The following is a 7,273-nucleotide window of genomic DNA, read 5'->3' on the forward strand; positions in this document are numbered from 1 at the left end:
TAGATAGTCTAGATGGAAGCTCATAACGGTAAATGTATTAGTAGGTACATTTTACACCATAAACTCAGGAGAGCCGTGAATCCTTTCAACTTTTTGCTAATTTTGACTGTTAGTGCCGCAGTTCTCGGTTTGGGAAAAAGTGGGGCGCTAGCTGCTGTCTGGAATATCTCTGAGACAGAGCCTTGTTTGCAGATTCACAGCGTGCGGGTTGCTCAAAGGGACGATCGCAATTTAAGCAACTCAACAGGTACATTAAAAGAAGGCAGTGCCATCTCTATCGATCCTGATGAAGTTACGGGCATACCAAAAGCTGAGGCAAGAGCACGTTTCATTCTGAATAAGATATATCGGGTTCAGGAAGGCACTACCGCTGACGATTTGTTTATCTTTTTGAGGGGGTTTGGGGAAGCTATAAGACCCACGCCGTACCTGTACCCAGGTCGGCTTTGGGATACATGGACTTCCCCAGTTAAGTTTACGGGATTCGATGTCCCTAAACTTAACATTTAATGGTGCGCTACTTGCCAGTAAATTCAGTATACTAAGGGAATGCTGACACTTACCCATCGCTACCGAATCTATCCAGATACTACTCAAGAGCAGCAGCTTATTGAGTGGATGGAACTCTGCCGAGGAGCGTATAACTACGCCCTTCGGGAGATAAAAGATTGGTGCGATAGTCGTAAGTGTTTGGTTGATAGATGCTCATTGGAAAAGGAATACATCCTCCCTCCCGAAGTAAAGTTTCCTGGCGAAATTCAACAACTTAATAACTTGCCACGAGCCAAGAAGGAATTCCCCAGACTGGGTGAGGTTCCTTCCCAAGTCCTTCAGCAAGCTATTAAGCAGTTGCACAAAGGTTGGGAATACTTTCAGAAACGAGGATTGGGTTTTCCACGCTTCAAGAAGTACGGGCAGTTCAAGTCGTTGCTTTTTCCTCAATTCAAGGATAATCCAGTAACGAACTTGCACATTAAATTGCCCAAAATTGGAGCAATTCCAATTAACCTGCATCGCCCTATCCCTTCTGGGTTTGTGGTCAAGCAGGTCAGAATATTGAGGAAAGCCAACTATTGGTATGCGTCTATCTCCTTGCAGTGTGATGTTAGCGTCCCTGACCCAACTCCTCATGGTCATCCCATCGGGGTGGATATTGGGGTGGAGAAGTTTTTGGCAACCAGTGACGGTGTTCTCGTAAAACCTCCCAAGTTCTTTAAAAAGCTGCAAAGCGAGTTGAAATTGCTGCAACGCAGGCTTTCCAGGAAACAGAAGAGGTCTAAGAACTACGAGAAACAACGTCTTAAAGTTGCTCGTCTTCACCACCAAATCGACAACACGAGGAAGGACTTTCACTACAAACAAGCTCATATGCTCTGTGATGCAGGTGATATGGTTTTCATGGAAGACTTGGATTACCGCGTCAGTGCCAAAGGGATGTTTGGGAAGCATATGCTTGATGCTGCTTTTGGACAGTTTAGAACCATTGTCAAGTATGTGTGCTGGAAGCGTGGAAAGTTCTTCTCCGAAGTCGATGCAAGGGGGACTTCTCAACAGTGTCCCGAATGTGGTGGGGAAGTCAAAAAAGACCTGAGTGTGAGAATCCATGATTGTCCTCATTGTGGATACAAGACGGATAGGGATGTAGCAGCAGGTCAGAATATCAGAAACCGAGGAATCAAACTAATTAATACCGTTGGACAGACGGGAATGAAAACTGCCTGTGCAGACGATCTACCGGGGATTGAGGCAACTGAGTCTAGGCAAGTGTCGAAATCCCGCAAGGGAAAAACCAGGAAATCTCAAAAGTGATTTTGGGAAGCCCCCACCATAATCTTTGATTTGGTGGGGGAGGATGTCACTGTTGATGAGAAAGCAAATAAATGGGCTGTAGAGGATGTCTCTGAGGCTACAATGGGCCCTACTACTCACAGCGTTGCCCTGATAGTGTCGGGTAACCGGAGAGTTTGGGCGCTGATCCAGAAGTTCTAAATAAAAAAAAACGCCGCTTTTAAGGGCGGCGTTCTTATTAATTAAAAATCACAGGTTAAAGATGGTATAATTACCCTTTTTAACTTTTAATTTTTAATTATTAACTATCTAACAGTCGTAGTAGAGAGCAAACTCGTAGGGGTGAGGACGCAGCCGCATCGGGTTGACTTCATTGTCAAGTTTGTAGGAAATCCAGGTTTGGATGAAGTCTTCGGTAAATACGCCAGTTTCAGTTAAGAAACTGTGGTCTTTTTCCAAAGCTTCTAAAGCGCCTTCCAAGGAACCGGGAGTTGAAGGAATTTTGCTCAATTCTTCAGGGGAAAGGTCGTAGATATCAACGTCCAAAGGTTCGCCTGGATCGATTTGATTCTTGATGCCGTCTATGCCGGCGCACAGCATGGCTGCAAATGCTAAATAGGGGTTGGATGTGGCATCGGGACAGCGGAATTCTAACCGCTTGGCTTTGGGGTTGGTTCCCGACAACGGAATCCGCACTGATGCCGATCGATTCCCTTGAGAGTAAGCTAAGTTTACAGGCGCTTCAAAGCCCGGAACTAACCGCTTGTAGGAATTGGTCGTGGGGTTGGTGATTGCCAAAAGTGCCGGTGCGTGCTTGAGAATGCCGCCGATGTAATGCAGTCCCATTTGACTGAAACCTGCATATTGATCGCCTGCAAATAGAGGTTGACCGTCTTTCCAAATCGACTGGTGAACGTGCATCCCGGAACCGTTGTCGTTAAACAGCGGTTTGGGCATGAAGGTGATGGTTTTGCCGTATTTTTTGCCGACGTTTTTGATGACGTATTTGTAAGTCAGCAAGTAGTCGGCGGCTTTTACCAAAGTGTCAAAGCGGAAGCCGAGTTCGCATTGACCGCCGGTGGCGACTTCGTGGTGGTGCTTTTCGATTGGTACGCCGCATTTTGCCATTGTCAGCAGCATTTCCGTTCTCATGTCTTGAGAGGTATCGGTTGGTGCTACTGGGAAATAACCTTCTTTGTAACGCGGTTTATAGCCGAGGTTGCCACCTGCTTCTTCTTTACCGGAATTCCAACGACCTTCGATCGAATCTACGTAATAGTAGCCGGAATTTTGGGTTTGGTCGAAGCGAACGTCGTCAAAAATAAAGAATTCTGCTTCCGGGCCAAAGAATGCTGTATCGCCGAGACCGGTGGAAAGCAAGTAGTCTATGGCTTTTTGGGCAATGGTGCGGGGACAGCGACTGTACGGTTCGCCGGTGCGAGGTTCTTTGATGCTGCAAATGAAGCTGATGGTAGGTTCTGCCATGAACGGGTCCATCCAAGCGGTGGTCGGATCGATGACCATCGTCATGTCTGATTCGTTGATGGCTTTCCAGCCCCGAATGCTGGAACCGTCGAAGGGTACGCCGTCTGTGAATGCGGTTTCGTCGATTTGGTCGTGGTACAGGGAAAGGTGCTGCCAGATCCCCGGCATATCGATGAATTTGAGGTCAACGATCTGGATCTTATTTTCTTGTATGTAGTTTAAGGCTTCTTGGGGTGTCTGGAACATGACTTACTCCTGATATTGGTTGTGTCTTGGCGATCGGCCGATTTCAGACTGTTTGGGCGATCGTAGGCCTTCAGTATCCACTATTTTGTATCTATGGCTACAAAATTTTGAAATAGCGGCCCAGTGCGGTCGGGCAGTTCGAGATTCTTGCCCTGTGGATTATTTGTCGGCTGAACATAAAGGCAAACGGCTGAATTTTACGACAGTTTGCCGCGGATAGACTACCCTTCGTGAAAATCCTATCTCAAATCTTAATCAAACGCCGATTTGTAGTAGTCTACAATAGGCGGTCTGTCTCAGATAGCAAAGTATTGATAAAGATTTTTGGGAGAGAAACTTATGCGCGATGCAGTGACGAGCCTGATTGAAAATTATGATGTTGCTGGTAGGTATTTAGACCGAGATGGTATCGATCGGTTGAAATCTTATTTTGCAACGGGCACGGCACGGGTACAGGCGGCGGCTGCGATTAACAGCAATGCTGCGGCAATTGTCAAGCAAGCTGGTATCCAGCTATTTGCTGAACAGCCAGAACTGATCCGTCCCGGGGGAAATGCCTACACGACTCGTCGCTACGCGGCTTGTCTGCGGGATATGGACTACTACTTGCGCTATGCTACTTACGCCCTCGTGGCTGGAAGTACCGACGTGCTCGACGAGCGCGTGCTGCAAGGTTTGCGAGAAACTTACAACTCTCTAAGCGTTCCCATTGGCCCGACGGTGATGGGGATTAGCATTATGAAGGAGATGGTTAAGGCTCAGGTGGAAGCTGCTGGCTTGTCTGTGGGGCCTTTTTTGGATCAGCCTTTTGATTACATGATTCGCGAATTGAGCGAACAAGATATTTAAGTCAATTTGCTAGTTCTTTTAGCAGCAAATTGCACTTGTGGCTGGCAGTTAGCAGCAGTTAGATCGATCGCTTTTTTTGGCCTCACAGCCTCCAAGCGATCTTTTTTTATGGGTTATACAATTTTAGATTAAAGATTTCAGATTAAAAATTATAGATTAAAAATTATAGATTAAAAATTTGAATAATTGGGAATGACTTATGAATTAAGGGTTTGGAGCTTCCCTATAATTGCATTCTTTCTTGAAACTGGTGCTAAAAATCGTCAACACATCCCCAGACGAGGCATTTGTCTAGGGGATTTTTGGTTTGGCGCCGATCGATTTGTGCGGTGGTTGTTGCTTCTACTTCGCCATTGGGGTAAAGAATGTGGATGATGTCACCGCTGACGAAGGCGAGGGGATTGTCTTGACAATTGCCCGAATTTCTGATAGGAAAGTTAATTGTTTTCATTGTCGATCGTCCTGATGGTATTTGTAGTGCTTTTAGCTGCATATAAATCATCCGCTAGTAGCCAAAATTATTGTGTGATTCTACGGATGTTTATCTGTGATTCAACTACACACTCAGAGCGATCTCAGTCACATAATGTGAGGTGGGGCGATCGCCCCGCGATCAGCTCAAAACCAAAATAATTGCCAAAAATTAGCAGTCGGGCTTGTGCGTAAGTGCTAATCTGGTACAGTCCTTAACCCTATCCGTACAGATTAAAAACCTTGGCTAAACAGCGACTAGACACTTTATTGGTCAGCCTAGATTTGTGCAGTTCCCGACAGCAAGCTCAGGCATTGATTCGGACTGGGAAAGTCTCCATCAACCAACAGGTAGTTGACAAACCGGGCACTGAGGTTGACATTGCAGCAAAAATTCAGATTAAAGAGCGATCGCGCTATGTTTCTAGAGGCGGCGACAAATTAGCCAAAGCTTTAGAAGTTTTTGCGATTCCCGTTGCAGGCAGAATTTGTCTCGACGGCGGCATTTCCACAGGCGGTTTTACTGACTGTCTGCTGCAAGCCGGCGCCGCCCTAGTGTACGGCGTAGATGTTGGCTACGGTCAAGCAGATTGGGGCTTGAGGAACGATCCGAGAGTAATTTTGAAAGAACGCACCAATTTGCGGTACATGACTGCTACTGAGCTTTACGGCGACTCTGCGCCAGCAGATTTGGCGGTAGTAGATGTGTCGTTTATTTCCCTGGATAAGATTTTACCCGCGCTGTGGGAATTGTTGGTACCACCGCGAGAAGCAGTGTTGCTGGTAAAACCGCAGTTTGAGGTAGGGCGCGAGAGAGTCGGGAAAAAAGGGGTAGTGCGAGACTCAGCAACTCAAGCCGATGCGATTTTTCAAGTGTGGAAGGCAGCCACAGCTTTAGGATGGCAGCAACGCGGCTTAACGTGGTCGCCTTTACTTGGCCCGGCCGGTAATATCGAGTATCTTTTATGGTTGGGGATTGATCGCGAACAAGAGCCTGAGCCGAGGGCGATCGAAGAGGATGTTGTGAAGGAAGGGATCGCACAAGTCACCAAAGCGGCGGCGCGGGAACTTGTCGATCGATTGTAGATTGTAGATTGTAGATTGTAGATTGATTTCAAGATGTCAAACTAATCAATTTTAAAAATCAAATTTGGAACTCCAGATTGCTCTAAAATTTAGATTTTTTTGTCAATCAGACTCCTCAACTTTCACAAGAGTGAATAATTCCATGCAATCATTCAAACAAGCCGGTTCGATTTTACTCTACGTTCTAGGTGCCATCGGGTATGTGGCGATTTTAGCTACTATTGTAGGCGTTTCAATGCTGATCAAGTGGGTGGCTCTGCTACTAGCTGACAAATTATTATATACAATTCTGATTATCGGCGATTTGTTGAGGGGCATCGAAATTATTGAACTGTTAAATATATTGATATTTGCATTTATCGGTATGGGAGTGGGTGTGGCGACAAGGCTTCTACACCCTCAATACGGTCGCAAAATTAGTGCAGCTTTGTTGATAGTTATAGTTCCCTTAGTTTTCATGATTACGCCAGCCATCCGATATAATTCTTGGCTGGAAAAAGTCGAGGAATCGGATAAATTATTACCAGCGCAAACTGCAACATTAACTAACTCATTTTTGAATAGAAAAGTAGGATTGCCTGGTTTTCTAGGTTATTACGTATATACTGGTCAGTTTCCGGTTATTCCGACGAAACAATCGGAGATGAAAGACCTTGACAGCTTTGAAAAAAAAGTTAATTCCAGATTTGTACAGTTAACAGGCATTGCTCCGACTATTGTTTCTTGGTCAATGCGGGTTTGTTTTTGGCTGATTAGAATATTTTACTTTTCTATAGCGGTAATTGCGACGATCGCTCATTTTAGAGAAGGTGTTAGAATTGCCAGACGGTAATACGATTTTCGATTTTCGATTTTCGATTTTCGATAGATCCTATAGCAATCCTAAATGATTCAGATAAATTTGTAGGGGTAGTGCTACCCCTACTCCCCGTGCCTACCCCCTATCTATCGGGCAACCACGGGGAGTAGGGGTCGGATTGCCCCTACAAGAATTATACAAATGATTTAGGATTGCTATAGATCTTCGATTCTTAAGAAATAACGCTCTTCTGACCGAAAGCATCCAGGATACAAGCTCCAAAATTCATCCGTGGAGACATAAAAAACCTGTATCCGATGAAACTTGCCCCCCGAATTTCTCCCTGGGGTCAATGCTTCAATCTAAAATCTAAAATCTAAAATCTAAAATCGATTGATGCACCCTACTCAACTGCGATTTTTAGGGCGGAACAATCAGTTGACCAATTTTGATCAAGACTTGAAGAACCGTATAACCCACATTCCGCAGTTCTGGCTTTGATGACTAAGGATTTTCATACCTTCACTGTAGGAAAAATATCTGTGCCTA

7 protein-coding genes are annotated in these 7,273 nt (G+C 45.3%); 5 read left to right on the forward strand and 2 right to left on the reverse strand.

The annotated features are described in order from the left end of the window. Nucleotides 1–75: 75 nt before the first annotated feature. Nucleotides 76–510, forward strand: a complete 435-nt coding sequence (locus tag QUB08_RS30900; RefSeq protein ID WP_333229998.1) for a hypothetical protein — start codon at nucleotides 76–78, stop codon at nucleotides 508–510. A gap of 39 nt (nucleotides 511–549) precedes the next feature. Beyond that, nucleotides 550–1,809: a transposase gene (locus QUB08_RS30905; protein WP_333230000.1), complete on the forward strand. Its 1,260-nt coding sequence runs from the start codon at nucleotides 550–552 to the stop codon at nucleotides 1,807–1,809. 288 nt (nucleotides 1,810–2,097) lie between these two features. Here QUB08_RS30905 and glnA read toward each other — a convergent pair whose 3' ends face one another. Next, nucleotides 2,098–3,519, reverse strand: a complete 1,422-nt coding sequence (gene glnA, locus QUB08_RS30910; RefSeq protein ID WP_333211802.1) for a type I glutamate--ammonia ligase — start codon at nucleotides 3,517–3,519, stop codon at nucleotides 2,098–2,100. A 339-nt stretch (nucleotides 3,520–3,858) separates the two neighbouring features. Between glnA and apcB the strand changes: the two genes are divergently transcribed. Then, entirely contained in the window at nucleotides 3,859–4,368 is a 510-nt protein-coding gene (gene apcB, locus QUB08_RS30915; RefSeq protein WP_293258696.1) for an allophycocyanin subunit beta, read from the forward strand. 253 nt (nucleotides 4,369–4,621) lie between these two features. On the opposite strand, the gene QUB08_RS30920 is transcribed toward apcB, so the two are convergent. Continuing rightward, complete coding sequence (locus QUB08_RS30920) at nucleotides 4,622–4,861, reverse strand: hypothetical protein (RefSeq protein ID WP_333230002.1); 240 nt, start codon at nucleotides 4,859–4,861, stop codon at nucleotides 4,622–4,624. Between the two features lie 221 nt (nucleotides 4,862–5,082). Here QUB08_RS30920 and QUB08_RS30925 point away from each other — a divergent pair, with 221 nt between their 5' ends. Both QUB08_RS30925 and QUB08_RS30930 read left to right on the forward strand, forming a co-directional pair. Then, nucleotides 5,083–5,925 (forward strand): TlyA family RNA methyltransferase, encoded by an 843-nt coding sequence (locus QUB08_RS30925; RefSeq protein ID WP_333230004.1) that lies wholly within the window; start codon nucleotides 5,083–5,085, stop codon nucleotides 5,923–5,925. Nucleotides 5,926–6,067: 142 nt separating this feature from the next. Then, nucleotides 6,068–6,757 carry a hypothetical protein gene (locus tag QUB08_RS30930; protein WP_333157411.1) on the forward strand — a complete coding sequence of 230 codons (690 nt, stop codon included), beginning with the start codon at nucleotides 6,068–6,070 and terminating at the stop codon, nucleotides 6,755–6,757. Nucleotides 6,758–7,273: the final 516 nt, after the last annotated feature.

Source organism: Microcoleus sp. BR0-C5 (assembly GCF_036705045.1).
In the GTDB taxonomy this organism is placed as follows: Bacteria; Cyanobacteriota; Cyanobacteriia; order Cyanobacteriales; family Microcoleaceae; genus Microcoleus.

Excerpts from the sequence above, each read along its gene's own strand:
- apcB (WP_293258696.1), top strand. The coding sequence starts at position 3,859 with ATGCGCGATGCAGTGACGAGCCTGATTGAAAATTATGATGTTGCTGGT.
- QUB08_RS30920 (WP_333230002.1), bottom strand. The coding sequence starts at position 4,861 with ATGCAGCTAAAAGCACTACAAATACCATCAGGACGATCGACAATGAAA.
- glnA (WP_333211802.1), bottom strand. The coding sequence starts at position 3,519 with ATGTTCCAGACACCCCAAGAAGCCTTAAACTACATACAAGAAAATAAG.
- QUB08_RS30905 (WP_333230000.1), top strand. The coding sequence starts at position 550 with ATGCTGACACTTACCCATCGCTACCGAATCTATCCAGATACTACTCAA.
- QUB08_RS30930 (WP_333157411.1), top strand. The coding sequence starts at position 6,068 with ATGCAATCATTCAAACAAGCCGGTTCGATTTTACTCTACGTTCTAGGT.